At 58.4% G+C, this 18,270-nt stretch carries 17 protein-coding genes and 1 pseudogene; 11 read left to right on the top strand and 7 right to left on the bottom strand.

The window, feature by feature from the left end; translation table 11 throughout:
* Positions 1–142: 142 nt before the first annotated feature.
* Both ACYZT6_RS00630 and ACYZT6_RS00635 read right to left on the bottom strand, forming a co-directional pair.
* A complete protein-coding gene (locus tag ACYZT6_RS00630; RefSeq protein ID WP_462025320.1) occupies positions 143–1,996 on the bottom strand; it encodes an Lnb N-terminal periplasmic domain-containing protein in 1,854 nt (617 codons plus the stop codon).
* Between the two features lie 216 nt (positions 1,997–2,212).
* Entirely contained in the window at positions 2,213–2,701 is a 489-nt protein-coding gene (locus tag ACYZT6_RS00635) for a DUF3015 domain-containing protein (protein WP_461955788.1), read from the bottom strand.
* Between the two features lie 276 nt (positions 2,702–2,977).
* Between ACYZT6_RS00635 and ACYZT6_RS00640 the strand changes: the two genes are divergently transcribed.
* A complete protein-coding gene (locus ACYZT6_RS00640; protein ID WP_462025321.1) occupies positions 2,978–5,416 on the top strand; it encodes a Lon protease family protein in 2,439 nt (812 codons plus the stop codon).
* 320 nt (positions 5,417–5,736) lie between these two features.
* Positions 5,737–6,076: pseudogene (locus ACYZT6_RS00645) on the top strand (PA4575 family protein).
* Between the two features lie 5 nt (positions 6,077–6,081).
* Here ACYZT6_RS00645 and ACYZT6_RS00650 read toward each other — a convergent pair.
* Positions 6,082–7,911 (bottom strand): hypothetical protein, encoded by a 1,830-nt coding sequence (locus ACYZT6_RS00650; protein ID WP_462025322.1) that lies wholly within the window; start codon positions 7,909–7,911, stop codon positions 6,082–6,084.
* 171 nt (positions 7,912–8,082) lie between these two features.
* On the opposite strand from ACYZT6_RS00650, the gene ACYZT6_RS00655 reads away from it, so the two are divergent.
* The 3 genes from ACYZT6_RS00655 (at position 8,083) to ACYZT6_RS00665 (ending at position 9,867) form a co-directional block, all read left to right on the top strand.
* Complete coding sequence (locus ACYZT6_RS00655; RefSeq protein WP_131061871.1) at positions 8,083–8,571, top strand: TIGR00645 family protein; 489 nt, start codon at positions 8,083–8,085, stop codon at positions 8,569–8,571.
* Positions 8,572–8,816: 245 nt separating this feature from the next.
* On the top strand, positions 8,817–9,128 hold the full coding sequence (locus ACYZT6_RS00660) for a DUF6482 family protein (RefSeq protein WP_131061732.1): 312 nt from the start codon (positions 8,817–8,819) through the stop codon (positions 9,126–9,128).
* 121 nt (positions 9,129–9,249) lie between these two features.
* Complete coding sequence (locus ACYZT6_RS00665) at positions 9,250–9,867, top strand: FKBP-type peptidyl-prolyl cis-trans isomerase (RefSeq protein WP_109634978.1); 618 nt, start codon at positions 9,250–9,252, stop codon at positions 9,865–9,867.
* 134 nt (positions 9,868–10,001) lie between these two features.
* Here ACYZT6_RS00665 and ACYZT6_RS00670 read toward each other — a convergent pair whose 3' ends face one another.
* The 3 genes from ACYZT6_RS00670 to ACYZT6_RS00680 all read right to left on the bottom strand — a co-directional run bounded on the left by ACYZT6_RS00670 (position 10,002) and on the right by ACYZT6_RS00680 (position 11,956).
* Positions 10,002–10,259: a PA4570 family protein gene (locus ACYZT6_RS00670; RefSeq protein ID WP_128874481.1), complete on the bottom strand. Its 258-nt coding sequence runs from the start codon at positions 10,257–10,259 to the stop codon at positions 10,002–10,004.
* Positions 10,260–10,465: 206 nt separating this feature from the next.
* Positions 10,466–10,807 carry a zinc ribbon domain-containing protein YjdM gene (locus ACYZT6_RS00675; RefSeq protein ID WP_462025323.1) on the bottom strand — a complete coding sequence of 114 codons (342 nt, stop codon included), beginning with the start codon at positions 10,805–10,807 and terminating at the stop codon, positions 10,466–10,468.
* A gap of 180 nt (positions 10,808–10,987) precedes the next feature.
* Positions 10,988–11,956, bottom strand: a complete 969-nt coding sequence (locus ACYZT6_RS00680; RefSeq protein ID WP_462025324.1) for a polyprenyl synthetase family protein — start codon at positions 11,954–11,956, stop codon at positions 10,988–10,990.
* 240 nt (positions 11,957–12,196) lie between these two features.
* Here ACYZT6_RS00680 and rplU point away from each other — a divergent pair, with 240 nt between their 5' ends.
* From rplU to ACYZT6_RS00705, 5 genes are all read left to right on the top strand, one after another.
* The gene (gene rplU / locus ACYZT6_RS00685) at positions 12,197–12,511 is read left to right on the top strand and encodes a 50S ribosomal protein L21 (RefSeq protein WP_003176051.1); all 315 of its coding nucleotides are present in this window, start codon (positions 12,197–12,199) and stop codon (positions 12,509–12,511) included.
* Positions 12,512–12,545: 34 nt separating this feature from the next.
* Positions 12,546–12,821 (top strand): 50S ribosomal protein L27, encoded by a 276-nt coding sequence (gene rpmA / locus ACYZT6_RS00690; RefSeq protein WP_003215862.1) that lies wholly within the window; start codon positions 12,546–12,548, stop codon positions 12,819–12,821.
* Positions 12,822–13,014: 193 nt separating this feature from the next.
* Positions 13,015–14,238 (top strand): Obg family GTPase CgtA, encoded by a 1,224-nt coding sequence (cgtA, locus tag ACYZT6_RS00695; RefSeq protein WP_462025325.1) that lies wholly within the window; start codon positions 13,015–13,017, stop codon positions 14,236–14,238.
* A 137-nt stretch (positions 14,239–14,375) separates the two neighbouring features.
* Positions 14,376–15,494, top strand: a complete 1,119-nt coding sequence (proB, locus tag ACYZT6_RS00700) for a glutamate 5-kinase (protein ID WP_462029892.1) — start codon at positions 14,376–14,378, stop codon at positions 15,492–15,494.
* 12 nt (positions 15,495–15,506) lie between these two features.
* Positions 15,507–15,971 carry a CreA family protein gene (locus ACYZT6_RS00705; RefSeq protein WP_462025326.1) on the top strand — a complete coding sequence of 155 codons (465 nt, stop codon included), beginning with the start codon at positions 15,507–15,509 and terminating at the stop codon, positions 15,969–15,971.
* Positions 15,972–16,155: 184 nt separating this feature from the next.
* Here ACYZT6_RS00705 and rpsT read toward each other — a convergent pair whose 3' ends face one another.
* The gene (gene rpsT, locus ACYZT6_RS00710; protein WP_008154937.1) at positions 16,156–16,434 is read right to left on the bottom strand and encodes a 30S ribosomal protein S20; all 279 of its coding nucleotides are present in this window, start codon (positions 16,432–16,434) and stop codon (positions 16,156–16,158) included.
* 252 nt (positions 16,435–16,686) lie between these two features.
* Here rpsT and murJ point away from each other — a divergent pair, with 252 nt between their 5' ends.
* On the top strand, positions 16,687–18,225 hold the full coding sequence (gene murJ, locus ACYZT6_RS00715; protein WP_462025327.1) for a murein biosynthesis integral membrane protein MurJ: 1,539 nt from the start codon (positions 16,687–16,689) through the stop codon (positions 18,223–18,225).
* The last annotated feature ends 45 nt before the right edge of the window (positions 18,226–18,270 follow it).

Consider the following 18,270-nt stretch of genomic DNA (forward strand, 5'->3'; position numbering starts at 1 on the left):
TGATCAATCTGTTGGCCACCACAAATCCCCTGTGGGAGCGAGCCTGCTCGCGATGGCGGTGTGTCAGTCAGTAATGATGTCGACTGACACACCGCCATCGCGAGCAGGCTCGCTCCCACATTGGTTTTGCGGTGGATTCGGATCAGTAGTGATACCACTTCACCTCAAGCATCACTTCGTTCTCGGGCGAGGCAAGGTGGCTGAATTCGCGCTGGGCGCTCAGGCGCAGACCCAGGTTGCGCGATACTTCCCACTGCTGGTTCAGGCTCACACTGCGGCGCACTTCGCCATTGGTGAAGAAATCACCCTTGGTTTCCAGGCTGAAGTTGCCCAGCGGGTTTTTCCACAGCAGGCCACTGTTGAAACCTGCCGCCGGTGCGATAAAGCCCGCGAAGTCGTTGTTGTGCTCGACGCGAACCGTGCCCAAGGCAAAGCCGAGCATGTCTTCGCCCAGTTGCCAGGTGCCGCCGCCACCACCGTTGACATGGCTGACCAACGTTTCGTCGTCATGCTTGCCCGGCACGCGCTCCAGACCGCCGGTGACTTGCCACGAAAGCGGCTGCAACAGCTCATTGCGCGGCGTCAGGGAGCGGATAGTCGCCAGGTCCAGTTGCTGGAACTGCCAGTGATTGCCTTCGTACTGACGCAGTTTCATCTGCAGGATTTCGATCTGCGCGCCGAGCGGGAAGCTCTCGGCGTTATCGTTGAGATCGTGATAAGCCATGCGCAGGCCATATTCGCCGAACGCCTTGTCGCCGCGGGTGCCGATACCGGCCTGCCAGGTGCGGGATTCGTGTCCGTCCTCGGGTAAGCCGGGTCGCGCAATGTCCAGCTCAGGCGGGGGGTTCTGGTTGATCGCGCGCAGCAGTTCGAAACTGCGTTGCGCCTGCTCCGGATCGCGTTCCTGGCCATTGGCCCGGTAACGCTCCAGTCGATAGGCCGCATCGATGATCAGCGCCTGACGCTCGCGGGGCTGGGCCTTGAACGCAGGCGTTTGCAATTGCTTCTGGTCGGCGCTGACTTTCAGCACCCAGTCCTGCTCGTCGCGGGTCAACGGCTCGGCGCGGCTCAGCAGTTCACGTTCACGGGACGGGCGATACTGAATGGATTCCACCAGCCCGGCTTCTTTCACCGCTTTGACGGTGTCGGTGGGAATCGCGGTCAGCGGGAACTGTTCGGTCAGGCGCAGGCCAGGCCGCGCCACTTGCAGCAGCTCAAGCAGGCGATAGGAGCAGTTTTCGTCGAAAAAGAAATAGTCGAACTGGATCTGCTTCAACTCCCAGACGTGTTCGACCATGCGCTCGGTTTCTGCTTGCGTCAGGTTCAGCCGGTACTCCCACAGGTCCCGGTTCTCGAGGCTGCGGTATTCAGAGAGTTTTTCCTGATACGGTACCAGCGCAAACAGACCCGGATAGCCACCCATCAAGCCTTTCCAGGCGTAGAGGATGCTGTTGTCCGAGCCTTCGATGTACGCGCCGAAGTTGATCGCGTAGCTAAGCAGGGCGGTTTGATCGCTCTGCACATTGGCCTGGTCGATGCGCAGCAATGTATGGCCGAACATCGATGACGGACTGTTCAGATAAGCCGCCGGGAAAATCATCACCGCGCTATGGGGCGAGACATCCTTGAACCATTGCTTGAACTCCGTGCAATCGAGCGTCGGCAAATCAGTCAGGTTGAGCTGCGCTTTCAGCCAGCGGGTACGGGCCGGATAGACGCATTGCGCATGCTTTTCGCCGGCACTGGCCGGGGCGTACAGCGCCTGCACGGTCGCCGCCAGTTCGCGGTCGGGGTGTTCGTTGCCGTCGGGGGCGAGAAAGAACTTTCTGTCGCTGACATAGCTGCGCCAGCCGCCCAGCTTGGCGGTTTCGTAATGGCCCAGGGAAATCCAGAAGGGGTCGTTGGCCAGTTGCTGCAAACGTTGATTGTCGACATGTGGCGCGGCGGACAGCGGGGCGCAGACACAGAGCGCCAGCCAGGCAAGGCGTTTGAGCATAGTGGGCAACTTAAGTCGAAATAAATAAAGACCCGCTACGGAAGACCCGCCCTTGTAGGAGCCGGCTTGCTGGCGATGGCATCGACACGGTGTTTCTGAATCACCGCGGTGATGCCATCGCCAGCAAGCCGGCTCCTACAATTGGACGGTATGGCCGAAAGAGGGGCAGGTCCAAAAAACAAAACCCGCTCCCCCGAAGGAGCGGGCGGGTCGAGCTTAAGCTTGAGTAGCGTACTTGGCCAGACGCGGATCGCTCTTCAGAACGGCCAGGGTGTTGGTATGCACGTCGTCAGCGGTCACGTCAGCCTTGCTGAAGATCTGCTGGAAGTGCTCGTGAGTCACGGCAGCGAAGTGCGCACGGTCTTCCGGCGCCACGCCCAGTACCACAGCGTAGGTCGTCAGCGCTTCGCCGTTACCTTTGGCCATGTCTTCGGACAGCTCGTTCATCATGCCATTCATGGCAATCCAGGATTTGCCGCCGTAGGTCAGCGACGCATTAGTCGAGCAACCGTTGGTACCTGAGGTCATACCGAACGTTGCGTTGCCGGAAGTGCCGTTGGTGGTGGATGCCAGGAAGTGAGCCGGGGTGCCACGCTGACCTTCGAACAGCATGTTGCCCCAACCGCAATCCGGGCCGCCTGGCGCTTGCGCCATGGCGTTGATGGATACAGCGGTGAAGAGAGTACCGAGAAGAATCCGTTTCATAGCTATGTTCTCTTTATGTGCATACCAATGGACAAGGGGTCTGGCCCAATCCGGCGCCAGTGGGCCAGTTATTAATCCAGCCGCGCAGTTTGGAGTTTAGGCACGTTCCCGTGGTTCCGTGATTTTTTGCAAAACATTCGTTGAAATCATTGATTTGCCCCCGGCCTGCCTGGCGATGACGGTTTGTCTATGCTTTGGCTGGAGGCGCGCCTTGCAAGTGAGGTATGGGCAGCGCCAGAATGCCGCTATCTGCCCCGCCTGATGTAAGGAAGCCCGATGCCTGATCCTGTTGCTGCCAGCTTGCGTCTAGCGCCTGAAGCGCTGACCCGTCCGTTTTCCGCTGAACAGTTCAGCTTCTCTACCACCAATGATCTGGAGCCCTTCCGCGGTGTGCTTGGCCAGGAACGCGCGGTCGAAGCATTGCAGTTCGGCGTGGCCATGCCGCGCCCCGGTTACAACGTATTTGTCATGGGTGAGCCCGGTACCGGCCGGTTTTCGTTCGTCAAACGCTACCTGAAGGCCGAAGGCAAACGCCTGCAAACCCCGGCGGACTGGGTCTACGTCAATAATTACGATGAGCCTCGCGAGCCTCGCGCACTGGAGTTGCCATCGGGCACGGCCGGCGCCTTCATCGCTGACATCAACGGTTTGATCGACAACCTGTTGGCGACTTTTCCGGCGGTGTTCGAACACCCGTCCTACCAACAGAAGAAAAGCGCCATCGACCGCGCCTTCAACCAGCGCTACGACAAGGCGCTGGACGTGATCGAGCGCCTGGCACTGGAGAAGGAAGTCGCACTGTATCGCGACGCCAGCAACATCGCGTTCACGCCGATGAGTGAAGGCAAGGCTCTGGACGAAGCGGAATTCGCCCAGCTGCCGGAAGCCGATCGTGAACGTTTCCACGACGATATTTCCGGTCTTGAGGAGCGCCTGAACGAGGAGCTCGCCAGCCTGCCGCAATGGAAGCGCGAGTCGAGCAATCAACTGCGCCAGCTCAACGAAGAAACCATCACCCTGGCCTTGCAGCCGTTGCTGTCGCCGTTGTCGGAGAAATACGCAGAAAACGCGGCCGTGTGCGGTTACCTGCAAGCCATGCAGGTCTACCTGCTCAAGACCGTGGTCGAGCAACTGGTGGACGACAGCAAGACCGACGCCATCGCCCGCAAGCTACTGGAAGAACAATACGCACCGAGTCTGGTGGTGGGGCATTCGTCCAGCGGCGGTGCGCCGGTGGTCTTCGAGCCGCACCCGACTTACGAAAACCTGTTCGGCCGCATTGAATACAGCACCGACCAGGGCGCTCTCTACACCACGTATCGGCAGCTGCGTCCCGGTGCCTTGCACCGCGCCAACGGCGGATTCCTGATCCTTGAAGCAGAAAAAATGCTCAGCGAGCCGTTCGTGTGGGATGCGCTCAAGCGCGCCCTGCAATCGCGCAAACTGAAAATGGAGTCGCCGCTGGGTGAGCTGGGTCGTCTGGCCACGGTAACCCTGACGCCGCAACACATTCCGTTGCAGGTCAAGGTCGTCATCATCGGTGCGCGGCAGCTGTATTACACGCTGCAAGACCTCGATCCGGACTTCCAGGAGATGTTCCGCGTCCTGGTGGACTTCGACGAAGACATCCCGATGGTCGACGAGAGCCTGGAGCAGTTCGCCCAGTTGCTCAAAACCCGCACCTCGGAAGAAGGCATGGCGCCGCTGACGGCCGATGCCGTGGCGCGCCTGGCGACTTACAGCGCGCGCCTGGCCGAACACCAGGGGCGTTTGTCGGCACGCATCGGTGATCTGTTCCAGCTGGTCAGCGAGGCGGACTTCATCCGTCACCTGGCGGGCGACGAGATGACCGATGCCGGGCATATCGAACGTGCGCTCAAGGCCAAGGCCACACGTACCGGACGCGTCTCGGCGCGGATTCTCGATGACATGCTGGCCGGGATCATCCTGATCGACACGGACGGCGCCGCCGTCGGCAAGTGCAACGGGCTGACCGTGCTGGAAGTCGGCGACTCGGCATTCGGTGTGCCGGCGCGGATTTCCGCCACGGTCTACCCGGGTGGCAGTGGCATCGTCGACATCGAGCGTGAGGTCAACCTCGGCCAGCCGATTCACTCCAAGGGCGTGATGATTCTCACCGGGTATCTGGGCAGCCGTTACGCCCAGGAATTCCCGCTGGCGATTTCCGCGAGTATCGCCCTGGAGCAATCCTACGGTTACGTCGATGGTGACAGTGCGTCGCTGGGCGAGGCGTGTACGCTGATCTCGGCGCTGTCGAAAACGCCGCTCAAGCAGTGCTTTGCGATCACCGGCTCGATCAACCAGTTCGGTGAAGTGCAGGCAGTGGGCGGAGTCAACGAGAAGATCGAAGGCTTCTTCCGGCTCTGCGAGGCCCGCGGGCTGACCGGTGAGCAGGGGGCGATCATTCCGCAGGCCAACGTGGCCACGCTGATGCTCGATGAGAAGGTGTTGTCGGCGGTGCGAGCGGGGCAGTTCCATGTTTATGCCGTTCGCCAGGCTGACGAGGCGCTGAGCCTGTTGGTCGGTGAGCCGGCCGGTGCGCCGGATGCCGATGGCCAGTTCCCTGAAGGCAGCGTCAACGCGCGGGTGGTGGAGCGCTTGCGGGTGATCGCGGAAATGATCAGCGAGGAAGACCTCAAGGAAGCCGAGAAAGAAGCGGCGCTCGAAGCACTGGTCGAAGCCAAACCGGCCTGACATAGAACCCCTGTAGGAGCAAGGCTTGCCCGCGAAGACGTAGAGTCAGTCGACGTTATCATCGCCTGACACGCCGCCTTCGCGAGCAAGCTTCGCTCCTACAGTTTTTGGGGTGTTGTCGAAACCGACATCCAGCCGCCATTAGTGTCATCAGTCTGGCGTCAATGTTCGCACAATGACCATTCGGCGCCTTCTGGTCTCACTTGACGTGCTAGTCAGACTTTTCTTCTATTCTCAGCTCAAGGATATCGACAGTAATCACTGGATCGAGACAGCCTTCCCGTGGGGGCTGAATACCGGATCTACCGAGGGTCGCCGCCATGTCGCGCAACCTCTGCCTCACCCGTCAATGCCTGGGCCTTGTGACCCGTATCGAGTGTGCCATCCGCCCGTTGGCGGGGGATACGGGCATGTGGACCTTGCTCTTTGCCGCCGGAATGGCTGGCGAACAACCTTCCGCCATCAAGGCGCAAGGCCCGTTTCATGGTCCTTTCGTGGCGGAATCAATCCTCGACACGATAGTTGAAAGCCTGACCCTGCATGGCTACGAGCTGGCCGATGACCCGCAAATCTGGTGCCTGCACTTGCAAGCCCAACTGCGGGAAATCAACGGCGGCCGTGGCCGCAACCTCGGTGGCTGAGTTTCGATCCGAGCACTGAACCGGCTATTGCTCAAGGTGGGACAGATCAGCCTTGGCCAGTTTGACCTCGAAACCATACTGGACCGTGGTGAGGTCGGTTCGCTGATAACTTTCCAGACGTGTGGGCTGGCCATAGAAGTAATGCACGGCAAATAACGCCGGGCCTTCTGCGCTCGCGTCGTGACTGACCGAAAGAATTTCTTTCAGATAGTTTCCGGAGTCGTCCTTGGCGAAAAATCGCCAGTCCTGGGCAGGAAACAGCTTCAAATCAACCACCAACACATTGCCTTTGAGTTCCAGGCCCTTGGGCAGCGCATGGGCGTCGAGCGATTGTTTGGCGATCGTCGCCAGGAACAGCGGCATGGAGCCCACTGCGTAGGCCGGCGTTTCCGGAAACAGGTTCAAGTCATAGGTGATGGCGCCACGCAGCGGGTCGACCTCATAAGCCTCTGGTGGCAGTTCGATCGGCTCATCGCGTTTGCCGCTGCCATCCTCTGTAAAGAACGTGACCGGGCTATTGCCCGGGTTGAACGATGTACCGAGCAGCTCATCATTGAAGCTTTTGGGGTGATCAAACTCAATGCGCGCGGCGCTGGGGTCATCCACCGACTGACTGACGAGAATGCCCTTCTTCAGCTGTTCCTCACTCAATGTCGCGCCCTTGAGCCAGATCGGGGCCTGGTCGTCATACACCACCACCGGCAAGCTCAGTGGCTGGATGGTTTTTTCCGTGGTGTGCGAGTCGAAGCGGTGCACCGGCAGGTTCAGGTCCTTGCGGGTTACCGTGGCGGCCGAGAAGTCCAGCACGCTGACCTCAACGGTTTCGATCGGTCCGTTGAAATACACTTTGCTGTACTGATTTTTCTGTTGCGCCTCGAAGGTGCGCTGTTCTTCATCGATCTGTTTTCCGAACGTCTCACTCCAGGCCTTCTGCTGCTGAATTTTCGCCAGTTGTTTTTGATAAAAGGCAATTTGCGCGGCGGTTTCATTGATCGAACCCGAGCGCGAGAGAAATTGCCCTGTGTTATCCCTGGCCTGGACGATCAGTGGATTCAACGGTGTTTCGCTGACTTCCGGGGCCAGCGGCGCGCTGTTGTTGAATTCGATTTCGGCGTAGTTGTTGCCCAGCTTCAGCAGGGTGACGCTGAGGTTGTCGTTGGTGCGGGTCTGGCCAACGTCTTTTTTCGTCAGGTCGAAGGTGTAGAGCTTGCGCGGGGCAATGACCTCGACCTTGCCTTGCAGGCTTACCGGTTGTGGCTGGCTCTTGTTGTCCACGTCCAGGCCGTCGATGAACGGATAGGTCACCGTCAGATCATCCGGGTTGGTCAGGTTGGAACTTGAGGGGCTCAGTTGAATGCCGGGATCGGTTTCCGACCATTCCGGCTGGAACGTGATGACGCGCTTGTTGCTCAGGGTCACCGATTGCCATTCCAGGCCATGGGGAAAGAGAAACGCGGCCGGAATGTTGAAGTTGAAGGGGAATACCGGTTGCAGATCCGTCAGGTAGTCGGAGCTGGAGTCTTTGTGCAGCACGAACAAACCGTTGATATAGGTATCGACCAGGGCCTGTGGCGTGGGGTAGTGCTTGAGTACGGCGAGAACGTCTTCACCGTATTCGGTTTCCACGGGTTTACTGTCGAGCTTGAGTTGCGCACGCTCGAGCAACAACAGCGAACCGCCGAGTTCGGCTACGGCATCCTTGAGTTTCGGGTCTTGAATCGCATCCAGAGACTTCTCGAACTGCGCGGTCTTTTCTTCGAGGCTGGTCTGGCGCTTCTCATCGCTGGGTGAGCAGCCGCTCAGCAGCAGAGCCAGGCAAATGCCGGCACTCGTTAATGGCAATCGCACATCCATTTCCAGTCTTCCTGTCCGATGTCGCTGAGCGGTCAATAGTCTGGACACTAGCAGAAAAACTTTGTGACACACGCGCAGGTGGCGGATTTCCCAACGGTTTCTGCCTGCTTCTGGGTTTAGACAGGTGACTGGTATACTCGCGGCCATTTTCAATCCCACGTGTGAGATTCAATGGAACGCTTTATCGAAAATGCGATGTACGCCTCCCGCTGGCTGCTGGCGCCGATCTACTTCGGTCTGTCCCTCGGGCTATTGGCGCTGGCGCTGAAATTCTTCCAGGAAGTTTTCCACGTCATCCCTAACGTGTTCTCGATGGCCGAGTCGGACCTGATCCTGGTGCTGTTGTCGCTGATCGACATGGCGCTGGTGGGTGGTTTGCTGGTGATGGTGATGATTTCCGGTTACGAGAACTTCGTTTCCCAACTGGACATCGACGACGGCAAGGAAAAGCTCAACTGGCTGGGCACTATGGATTCGTCTTCGCTGAAGATGAAAGTGGCGGCCTCCATCGTGGCGATTTCGTCCATCCACCTGTTGCGGGTTTTCATGGACGCCAAGAACGTCGATCCCGAGCATTTGAAGTGGTACGTGATTATTCACATGACCTTTGTGGTGTCGGCGTTTGCCATGGGCTACCTGGACAAACTCACCAAGCACTGATCCCGCCAGGAACGCTCCCTGTGGCGAGGGAGCTTGCTCCCGTTGGGCGGCGAAGCGGCCCCGCTTTATCTTCAGTCGTTTCCCTCGCAGCATTGACGACTGCTGCGCAGCCGAGCGCGAGCAAGCTCGCTCGCCACAGGTTCTTCGTCAAACCAGACAGGCGGTGTTGCTTGTGGCTTGTGCTTTGATGCATCAAGGCATATGCCTGTAAGTATCTTGGCTCGACACCGTATGAGGTGCCTTTCATGAACTTCGTTGAGTTGCGTGCTTATGCCATCGCCGGGAAAATCGATGAGCTGAACCTGATCTCCATGGAAGGCGGGATCTACCTGCTGGAGGCGCGCATGCATGGTGCGGCGTATCCGTTGAGTGATGCCCGCGGGGAAATGTTTCACCTACGCTCGGTCGAGCATGCGCGTGAAGTGCTTCACGATTTCCCCTCCTTGTCTTTCAATCTTGTACACACTTCTGTTCATGATGAGATGTGCGGTCTGGTTTCCGGTGTAGAAGAAAGCCTGAAGGTGCCGATTGCCTTCCGTTCTGCCTGGCACCACTGACACCTCTCATCAGCGCAACGACATCTGTGCTAGTCTGCTGGCCCTTTTGGTTCCGGGCGCTCCGGGACGCGCTGTGCACGCACGGCAAGTTCCAGGGCCGTCCGCACAGCGGAGCAGTGTCATGTCCGAAGTAAATCTGTCCACCGACGAAACCCGCGTCAGCTACGGTATTGGCCGTCAGTTGGGCGACCAACTGCGCGACAACCCGCCACCGGGCGTTAGCCTGGACGCGATCCTGGCTGGCCTGACCGACGCGTTCGCCGGTAAGCCTAGCCGTGTGGGTCAGGAAGAAATGTCCGCAAGCTTCAAGGTGATCCGCGAAATCATGCAAGCCGAAGCAGCTGCAAAAGCTGAAGCGGCCGCTGGCGAAGGCCTGGCTTTCCTGGCTGAAAACGCCAAGCGTGACGGCATCACCACCCTGGCTTCGGGCCTGCAATTCGAAGTGCTGACTCAAGGCGAAGGCGCCAAGCCAACCCGTGAAGATCAAGTGCGCACTCACTACCACGGCACTCTGATCGACGGCACTGTGTTCGACAGCTCCTACGATCGTGGTCAGCCTGCAGAATTCCCGGTCGGCGGCGTGATCGCTGGCTGGACCGAAGCCCTGCAACTGATGAATGCCGGTAGCAAATGGCGTCTGTACGTGCCGAGCGAACTGGCTTACGGCGCTCAAGGCGTTGGCAGCATTCCGCCGCACAGCGTTCTGGTGTTCGACGTCGAGCTGCTCGACGTTCTGTAACACCTTGATCTTGTAGGAGCGAACGGTGCGGCGATCCGACTTGCTCGCGAAGGCGGTGTGTCAGTCAACGATGATGTTGAATGTTTTGGCCTCTTCGCGGGCAAGCCTCGCTCCTACAGGGTTTTGCGCCATCTTCATATCTCGATCTTATGATTCAGATCGCTCGTCGGGCGCAACGCCCGGGCATAGCAGAACAGAAACAGATTACGCACCAGTTCCTTGAGCACCACCGGCTCGCTGGAACTCAAGCCGTTGACGTCCAGATCACCCTGATCCTGCAGCTCGTTCAAGGCTTCTTCTTCTAGCACTGCACAGACTTCCCCGGTTTCCCGATGCAGGATCCTGAGGTACGGGTGTGGGCGGTCCAGCCAGGCATCGATCAAATAAGTCATGGGTCTCATCTCCATTGATGGTTTTCAATGAGAATAATTCTTATTCATCAAATAGCAAGGACCTATTGGCAGTTAGTGATTTTTTCCGGGTAAAGATTGCGTAAGGTCAAAACGGCTGGCGTTTGGCTACTGCGAGGGATGGTTGGGCGAAGCGGGGGAGGGTGAAGCACCATCCCACGCGGGGCGCGGGATGGAAGACAGCGGATTCAGACTTTTCTGACGAACTCGGATTTGAGCTTCATCGGGCCGATGCCGTCGATCTTGCAGTCGATGTCGTGATCGCCATCGCACAGGCGGATGTTCTTGACCTTGGTGCCGACCTTGACCACCAGCGACGTGCCTTTGACCTTCAGGTCCTTGATCACGGTGATGGTGTCGCCGTCCTGCAGGACGTTGCCGACCGAATCCTTTTTAGCGGTGTCATCGGAAGCTGTTTCGGCTTCGCCACTGGCGGACCACTCGTGGGCGCACTCAGGGCAGATCAACTGCGCGCCGTCTTCATAGGTGTATTCGGAATTGCATTTTGGGCAGGGTGGCAACGTGCTCACTAAAGCTCCTTGGTTTGAGGATCGCTAAAAGTCGCACATTGTATAGGGTTTATACGGGGCAGGGGCGGCACATGATTTTGTAGGAGCGAGGCTTGCCCGCGAATGCGGTGTGTCAGTCCACATCGATATCGCCTGACACGCCGCTTTCGCGAGCAAGCTTCGCTCCTACAGGGCCGCGGGTTAATGCGTGCGGGCGACCGCGAACTCACTCAACTCAACCAATGCATCGCGGTATTCGCTGGCTGGCAGCGCATCGAGGCATTTGATCGCACGGGCCACGTAGTCGCGGGCCAGTTTTGCGGTGTAATCCAGCGAACCGGACGCTTCCACGGCTTCGCGAATGCTTTCCAGGTCTTCGATGCCGCCTTTCTGGATCGCCTTGCGAACCAGTGCGGCCTGCTCCGGAGTGCCTTCGCGCATGGTGTAGATCAGCGGCAGGGTCGGCTTGCCTTCGGCCAGATCGTCACCGACGTTCTTGCCCAGGGTTTCCGCATCGCCACGGTAGTCCAGCAGGTCGTCGACCAGTTGGAACGCCACGCCCAGGTGATCACCGAAGGTACGCAGCGCTTCGCTCTGTTCCGGTGTGGCACCGGCCAGGGCTGCCGCGCTGTGGGTCGAGGCTTCGAAGAGCATCGCGGTTTTACCGCGGATGACTTCCATGTAGGTTTCTTCGGTGGTGCTGGCGTCACGAACCTTGGACAGCTGCAACACTTCGCCTTCGGCGATGATGCGCGTGGCTTGCGAAAGGATTTTCATCACCGGCATGGAGCCCAGTTCGACCATCATTTCGAAGGAGCGCGAGTACAGGAAGTCGCCGACCAGCACGCTCGGAGCATTGCCCCACATGGCGTTGGCGGTCGAGCGGCCACGGCGCATGCCGGACATGTCGACCACGTCGTCGTGCAGCAGGGTGGCGGTGTGCAGGAACTCAATGGTCGCGGCCAGCAGGCGCAGGTCATCGCCTTCGCGACCCAGGGCCTTGCCACACAGCAACACTAATAGAGGACGCAGGCGTTTACCGCCAGCCGAGGTAATGTAATCGCCGATTTTCGATACCAGCGGCACTCGGGAAGTCAGCTGCTTCTTGATGATGCCGTCGACGGCGCTAAAATCGTCCGCCACCGCGCGGTAGAAAGCTTGGGGTTGCATCAGCGACAGTTGCTCCAGAAGGGTTGCGCGGCATGCTAGGACCCACGTCGGCGGGTGTCAAGGCACGATGGACGGCCTCTTGCATCGCCCCGGCAGCTTGCGTACAATCGCGCACCCTGAACTTCCTGGGCAGCACCTGCCTTACGCAATTGCAAACAGGCCTTCCAGCCTTATGCAGCCATGCCAGCCAATACCTCTTCTTATAAAGAGCTGGGTGAGCAGGATTATCGGAGAAATACCATGTCGTACGCAGTAATTGTTACTGGTGGCAAGCAATACAAGGTCGCCCCAGGTGAATACCTGAAGATCGAAAAACTGGAAATCGCTACCGGCGAATCCGTTACTTTTGATCGCGTTCTGTTGGTCGCCAATGGCGATGACGTGAACATCGGCGCTCCAGTTGTTGCCGGCGCTACCGTTGTGGCTGAAGTGATCTCCCAAGGTCGTCACGATAAAGTCCGCATCATCAAGTTCCGTCGTCGTAAGCACCACATGAAGCGTATGGGCCACCGCCAGTGGTACACCGAGATCAAAATCACCGGTATTCAGGCTTAATTTCAGCCTAATTCCTCACTAGGAGAATTGACTCATGGCACACAAAAAAGCTGGTGGTAGTACCCGTAACGGTCGCGACTCAGAAGCCAAACGCCTTGGCGTGAAGATGTATGGCGGCCAGGTTATCATTCCGGGCAACATCATCGTGCGTCAGCGCGGCACCCAATTCCACGCCGGTTACGGTGTTGGCATGGGTAAAGATCACACTCTGTTCGCTAAAATCGACGGCGTGATCAAGTTCGAAGTAAAAGGCGCTTTCAACCGCCGTTACGTGAGCATTGTCCCGAAGACTGAAGTCGTCGCGGCATAATTACGTAGTTGCTGGAAAAGCCCTGTCTCGCGACGGGGCTTTTTCGTTTGTGGGGTGAGTCTCTTGCAAAGCTGTTTGTGATGGGCTCCAGCGCTGGATTTTCGGTCGTTGATTGAGGTCGCTGCGCTCATTTTTGCAAGAGTCTTATGTCTGGATTTTTTCGGCTCGTCCGTATGACGAGAGGCGTTTTGTTATGAAGTTTGTTGATGAAGTATCGATTCGAGTAAAGGCCGGTGACGGCGGCAACGGTTGCATGAGCTTCCGTCGCGAAAAATTCATTGAAAACGGCGGCCCGAACGGCGGCGACGGTGGTGATGGCGGCTCGGTCTATATGATCGCCGACGAAAACCTCAACACCCTGGTGGACTACCGTTACACCCGGCACTTCGATGCCGAGCGCGGTTCCAACGGCGGCAGCACCGACTGCACCGGTAAAAAAGGTGAAGAGCTGGTGCTGCGTGTTCCGGTCGGCACCACCGTCATCGATTCCGCGACTCAGGAAGTAATCGGCGACCTGACCAAGGCTGGCCAGAAGCTGCTGGTGGCTCATGGCGGCTGGCACGGTCTGGGTAACACCCGTTTCAAATCCAGTACCAACCGTGCTCCGCGCCAGACCACACCGGGTAAACCGGGTGAGGCGCGTGATCTCAAGCTGGAAATGAAGGTGTTGGCTGATGTCGGCCTGCTGGGTTTGCCGAACGCAGGTAAAAGTACCTTCATTCGCTCGGTATCGGCCGCCAAGCCGAAAGTTGCCGACTACCCGTTCACCACGCTGGTGCCGAACCTGGGTGTGGTCAGCGTCGATCGCTGGAAAAGCTTCGTGGTCGCGGACATTCCGGGCCTGATCGAAGGCGCTTCCGATGGCGCGGGCCTGGGGATTCGCTTCCTCAAGCACTTGTCGCGTACCCGTTTGCTGCTGCACCTCGTCGACATGGCGCCGCTGGATGACGCCAGCGCCCCGGATGCTGCTGAAGTCATCGTCAGCGAACTGACCAAGTTCAGCCCGTCCCTGGCTGAGCGTGATCGTTGGTTGGTGCTGAACAAGTGCGACCAGATCCTTGAGGAAGAGCACGACGAGCGCGTCAAGGAAATCGTTGATCGCCTGGAATGGACCGGTCCGGTCTACGTGATCTCCGCCATTTCCAAGCTCGGGACCGAGCGTCTGTGCCACGACATCATGCGTTACATGGAAGATCGTGCTGACCGCTTGGCGAACGACCCGGTCTACAAAGAAGAATTGACCGAGCTCGATCAGCGCATCGAAGACGAAGCCCGTGCTCAGCTGCAAGCGCTGGATGATCAGCGTGCCCTGCGTCGCAGCGGCGTGAAGTCGGTCCATGACATCGGCGACGATGATTGGGACGAAGAAGATGTGGATGACGAAGACGGTCCGGAAATCATTTACGTGCGTGACTGATTCGTTGCAGTAAACTTAAGCGCCGCTCAATCGAGCGGCGTTTTAGTATCTGGAAATCGATCGTTGGTCAGTAATAGCCACGATTAACGTCACGGGCAGTGCCAGGTCGCGCTGTCCTCAAGCTAAGGTTGAAGATGATGCGGAGCAAGGTGACAGGTGCGCAGCGTTGGGTCGTGAAGATCGGCAGCGCTTTGCTGACGGCGGACGGCAAGGGCCTGGATCGCGCGGCAATGGGTGTCTGGGTCGAGCAGATGGTGGCTTTGCATGAAGCTGGCGTCGAACTGGTGCTGGTGTCCTCCGGGGCGGTAGCGGCGGGGATGAGCCGCTTGGGCTGGAGCGTACGACCCAGTGCGATGCACGAGCTGCAGGCCGCTGCCGCCATTGGTCAAATGGGCCTGGTGCAGGCCTGGGAATCGAGCTTTGCCGAGCATGGCCGGCATACTGCCCAGATTCTGCTGACTCACGACGACTTGTCCGACCGCAAGCGCTACCTGAACGCCCGCAGCACCTTGCGTGCGCTGGTCGAACTGAAAGTGATCCCGGTGATCAACGAAAACGACACCGTGGTCACTGACGAGATCCGTTTCGGCGACAACGACACCCTGGCGGCGCTGGTGGCCAACCTGGTCGAGGCGGATTTGCTGGTGATCCTCACCGATCGCGACGGCATGTTCGATGCCGATCCGCGCAACAACCCCGACGCACAGCTGATTTACGAAGCGCGCGCCGATGATCCGGCGCTGGACGCGGTGGCTGGCGGTACCGGTGGCGCATTGGGTCGTGGCGGTATGCAGACCAAATTGCGTGCTGCACGCCTGGCGGCGCGCTCCGGTGCGCACACCATCATTGTTGGCGGGCGCATTGAGCGCGTGCTGGATCGTCTGAAGGCGGGCGAGCGCATCGGCACCCTGTTGTCGCCTGAGCGCGGCATGCTGGCGGCGCGTAAGCAATGGCTGGCCGGTCACCTGCAAACCCGTGGCACGCTGGTGCTGGACGCGGGTGCAGTGACGGCGCTGTCCCAAGGCAACAAAAGTTTGTTGCCGGTCGGCGTCAAGCTGGTCCAGGGCAGTTTCCGTCGCGGCGAAATGGTGGTGTGCGTGGCGCCGGACGGTCGTGAAATAGCCCGTGGCCTGGCCAACTACAGTGCGCTGGAAGCACAAAAAATCATCGGTCAGTCGTCTGAGGCGATTGTCGGTCTGTTGGGTTACATGGCGGAACCGGAACTGGTTCACCGCGATAACCTGATTCTGGTCTGAAGGAATATTTGAATGCGTGTGGCAAAAGGATTGTTGGGTCTGCTGTTGGCAATGCCGCTGCTGGCCTCGGCTGAGGAGATCGGTCAGGTGTCGACGGTGTTCAAATTCGTCGGGCCGAACGACCGTATCGTCGTAGAAGCGTTTGATGATCCGAAGGTCGAGGGCGTGACTTGCTACCTGTCACGAGCCAAGACTGGCGGCGTGAAGGGTGGCTTGGGCTTGGCTGAAGATCGCGCTGAAGCGTCTATCGCGTGCCGTCAGGTCGGTCCGATCAGCTTCAAGGGTGAGTTGAAGGATGGCGACGAGGTGTTCAAGGAGCGCACGTCGCTGGTGTTCAAGACCATGCAAGTGGTGCGCTTCCTCGATAAGAAGCGCAATACGCTGGTGTACCTGGTCTACAGTGATCGAGTGATCGAAGGTAGTCCGCAGAATGCGGTGACGGCAATTCCGATTTTGCCGTGGGCACGCGCTCAATAAGTTCACAAAGATCAAAACTGTGGGAGTGAGCCTGCTCGCGATAGCGGTATAACAGTCGACATTAGTGTTGAATGTTAAACAGCTATCGCGAGCAGGCTCACTCCCACATTTTTTTGTGTGTGTCTGCTAAATCGCAGGCAATAAAAAACCGACCCTAGGGTCGGTTTTTTAACAAGCTTATCGCTTATGCGGCAACAGCAAGGTTCAGAGCCTTGACGTGACCGTTCAGGCGGCTCTTATGACGAGCTGCCTTGTTCTTGTGGATGATGCCTTTATCGGCCATACGGTCGATAACTGGCACAGCCAGAACGTAAGCTGCTTGAGCTTTTTCAGCGTCTTTTGCGTCGATGGCCTTAACTACATTCTTGATGTAGGTACGAACCATGGAACGCAGGCTGGCGTTGTGGCTGCGACGCTTCTCAGCCTGTTTTGCACGTTTTTTGGCGGAAGGTGTGTTGGCCACCGTCGAGCTCCTCGAAAGACTTTTTAGGAAATAGCAAACAAAATAGGCCGCGAATCATGCCGATGAGTTGATGTCTTGTCAAGGGCGGTTGAGACGTTCCGCTAAGTGGTAGGTATAAAGAGGCGGGATATTTATTTCCGGCGCTTGACCTGTAAACTCGCGAGCTTTGGCTCTGTGCTGCTGCGGCGCGGAGTATCGCATAAGTAGGCGCTTTGTTCGCCTGCTGTTTATCGACAGGCACAAACTCTTTCAATGAATCTGCTCAAATCGTTGGCCGCCGTCAGCTCTATCACGATGCTTTCCCGGATTCTGGGGTTCGTCCGTGACACCCTCATCGCGCGCACATTTGGCGCCGGGATGGCGACGGATGCCTTCTTCATCGCCTTCAAACTGCCCAATCTGTTGCGACGCATCTTCGCCGAAGGGGCTTTTTCCCAGGCATTCGTGCCGATTCTTGCCGAATATAAAAGCCAGAAGGGCGATGAGGCGACGCGAACCTTCATTGCTTACGTTTCCAGCCTGCTGACGCTGGTGCTAGCCTTGGTCACCGCGCTGGGCATGCTCGCCGCGCCGTGGGTCATCTGGGCGACAGCGCCGGGATTCACCGATACCCCGGAAAAGTTCGAGCTGACCTCCAATCTGTTGCGGGTGACTTTTCCTTATATATTGCTGATCTCCCTGTCTTCATTGGCCGGTGCGATCCTCAATACGTATAACCGTTTCTCGGTGCCGGCCTTCGTGCCGACCTTGCTCAACGTCAGCATGATCGTCTTTTCGGTGTTCCTGACGCCGTACTTCGATCCTCCCGTCATGGCCTTGGGCTGGGCGGTGCTGGTGGGTGGCCTGGCGCAGTTGCTCTATCAGCTACCGCACCTGAAAAAGATCGGCATGCTGGTGCTGCCACGCCTGAATCTGCGTGACAGCGGCGTCTGGCGGGTCCTGAAGCAGATGTTGCCAGCGATTCTCGGCGTTTCCGTGAGCCAGATTTCCCTGATCATCAACACCATTTTCGCCTCGTTCCTGGTCGCCGGCTCCGTGTCGTGGATGTATTACGCCGACCGTTTGATGGAGTTGCCATCCGGGGTGCTGGGCGTGGCGTTGGGCACAATTCTGCTGCCGACGCTGGCCAAGACCTACGCCAGCAAGGATCGCCAGGAGTACTCACGCATCCTCGATTGGGGGCTGCGCCTGTGCTTCGTGCTGGTGTTGCCGTGTTCGCTGGCGCTGGGGATCCTGGCCGAGCCGCTGACGGTTTCGCTGTTCCAGTACGGCCAATTCAGCGCATTTGATGCCTCCATGACCCAGCGGGCATTGATCGCCTATTCGGTCGGGTTGCTCGGGATTATCGTGATCAAAGTGCTGGCGCCGGGCTTTTATGCGCAACAAAACATCCGCACCCCGGTAAAAATCGCGATTTTCACCCTGATCGTTACCCAGTTGTTCAACCTGGTGCTGATCGGTCCGCTGGCTCACGCCGGTCTGGCCCTGGCCATCAGCGTCGGTGCCTGCATCAACGCCGGGCTATTGTTCTATCAGCTGCGCAAGCAGCAGATGTATCAGCCGCAACCGGGTTGGGCGAAGTTCGGCCTGAAGCTTGTGATTGCGGTGCTGGTGATGTCTGCTGTGCTGCTGGTCGGCATGCACTTCATGCCGGCCTGGGATCAAGGGCATATGCTGGAGCGATTCCTGCGTCTGGGCGCGTTGGTCGGTGCCGGCGTGGTCAGTTATTTCGGCATGCTGCTGTTGATGGGCTTTCGTTTGCGCGACTTCAATCGCAAGGCGTTGAGCTGAGGCTTTGGCCTCGATAAACATGGGCGAACCGGCGGTTTTGTCGGC

The organism is Pseudomonas sp. RT6P73 (assembly GCF_054897715.1).

Excerpts from the sequence above, each read along its gene's own strand:
- proB (WP_462029892.1), top strand. The coding sequence starts at position 14,376 with ATGCGGAGCAAGGTGACAGGTGCGCAGCGTTGGGTCGTGAAGATCGGC.
- ACYZT6_RS00650 (WP_462025322.1), bottom strand. The coding sequence starts at position 7,911 with ATGGATGTGCGATTGCCATTAACGAGTGCCGGCATTTGCCTGGCTCTG.
- ACYZT6_RS00680 (WP_462025324.1), bottom strand. The coding sequence starts at position 11,956 with ATGCAACCCCAAGCTTTCTACCGCGCGGTGGCGGACGATTTTAGCGCC.
- murJ (WP_462025327.1), top strand. The coding sequence starts at position 16,687 with ATGAATCTGCTCAAATCGTTGGCCGCCGTCAGCTCTATCACGATGCTT.
- ACYZT6_RS00705 (WP_462025326.1), top strand. The coding sequence starts at position 15,507 with ATGCGTGTGGCAAAAGGATTGTTGGGTCTGCTGTTGGCAATGCCGCTG.
- ACYZT6_RS00660 (WP_131061732.1), top strand. The coding sequence starts at position 8,817 with ATGAACTTCGTTGAGTTGCGTGCTTATGCCATCGCCGGGAAAATCGAT.
- rplU (WP_003176051.1), top strand. The coding sequence starts at position 12,197 with ATGTCGTACGCAGTAATTGTTACTGGTGGCAAGCAATACAAGGTCGCC.
- ACYZT6_RS00630 (WP_462025320.1), bottom strand. The coding sequence starts at position 1,996 with ATGCTCAAACGCCTTGCCTGGCTGGCGCTCTGTGTCTGCGCCCCGCTG.
- ACYZT6_RS00635 (WP_461955788.1), bottom strand. The coding sequence starts at position 2,701 with ATGAAACGGATTCTTCTCGGTACTCTCTTCACCGCTGTATCCATCAAC.
- ACYZT6_RS00640 (WP_462025321.1), top strand. The coding sequence starts at position 2,978 with ATGCCTGATCCTGTTGCTGCCAGCTTGCGTCTAGCGCCTGAAGCGCTG.
- ACYZT6_RS00665 (WP_109634978.1), top strand. The coding sequence starts at position 9,250 with ATGTCCGAAGTAAATCTGTCCACCGACGAAACCCGCGTCAGCTACGGT.
- ACYZT6_RS00670 (WP_128874481.1), bottom strand. The coding sequence starts at position 10,259 with ATGACTTATTTGATCGATGCCTGGCTGGACCGCCCACACCCGTACCTC.
- rpmA (WP_003215862.1), top strand. The coding sequence starts at position 12,546 with ATGGCACACAAAAAAGCTGGTGGTAGTACCCGTAACGGTCGCGACTCA.
- cgtA (WP_462025325.1), top strand. The coding sequence starts at position 13,015 with ATGAAGTTTGTTGATGAAGTATCGATTCGAGTAAAGGCCGGTGACGGC.
- ACYZT6_RS00655 (WP_131061871.1), top strand. The coding sequence starts at position 8,083 with ATGGAACGCTTTATCGAAAATGCGATGTACGCCTCCCGCTGGCTGCTG.